Source organism: Streptomyces sp. YIM 130001 (genome assembly GCF_003574445.1).
In the GTDB taxonomy this organism is placed as follows: domain Bacteria; phylum Actinomycetota; class Actinomycetes; order Streptomycetales; family Streptomycetaceae; genus Streptomyces.
This window is the reverse complement of the sequence record NZ_KZ984605.1, coordinates 1-259: the sequence shown is the minus strand read 5'-3', so window position 1 is coordinate 259 and position 259 is coordinate 1. Positions and strand designations below refer to the sequence as shown.

The 259-nt window shown below is 76.1% G+C and carries 1 pseudogene; it reads right to left on the bottom strand.

The window, feature by feature from the left end:
* Positions 1–17: 17 nt before the first annotated feature.
* Positions 18–259, bottom strand: a pseudogene (locus tag DSC45_RS36750) (hypothetical protein); the annotation flags it as partial.

The following is a 259-nucleotide window of genomic DNA, read 5'->3' as shown; positions in this document are numbered from 1 at the left end:
TTATTGCGACCCTGCACCTACGGTGACGCCATCGCCCCAGTGCGGGCATCTTTCGCCGTGCCCACAGCCGGGTGCCGCTCGGCGGCCCGGCTTCGGGCGGCGTGGCCGGCCAGCGGGGGCGCCTGCGTGGCGTAGGGGGCGAGGGCTTGCGCGAGCACCTCGGGGATGGGCGAGGGCACGGTGGCGTTGTTCGGGCCGCGCATGCACGCAATCCGCTGCCGGCCCCGGGCGACCAGCGTCTCGCCGCCGCCCTCGGACG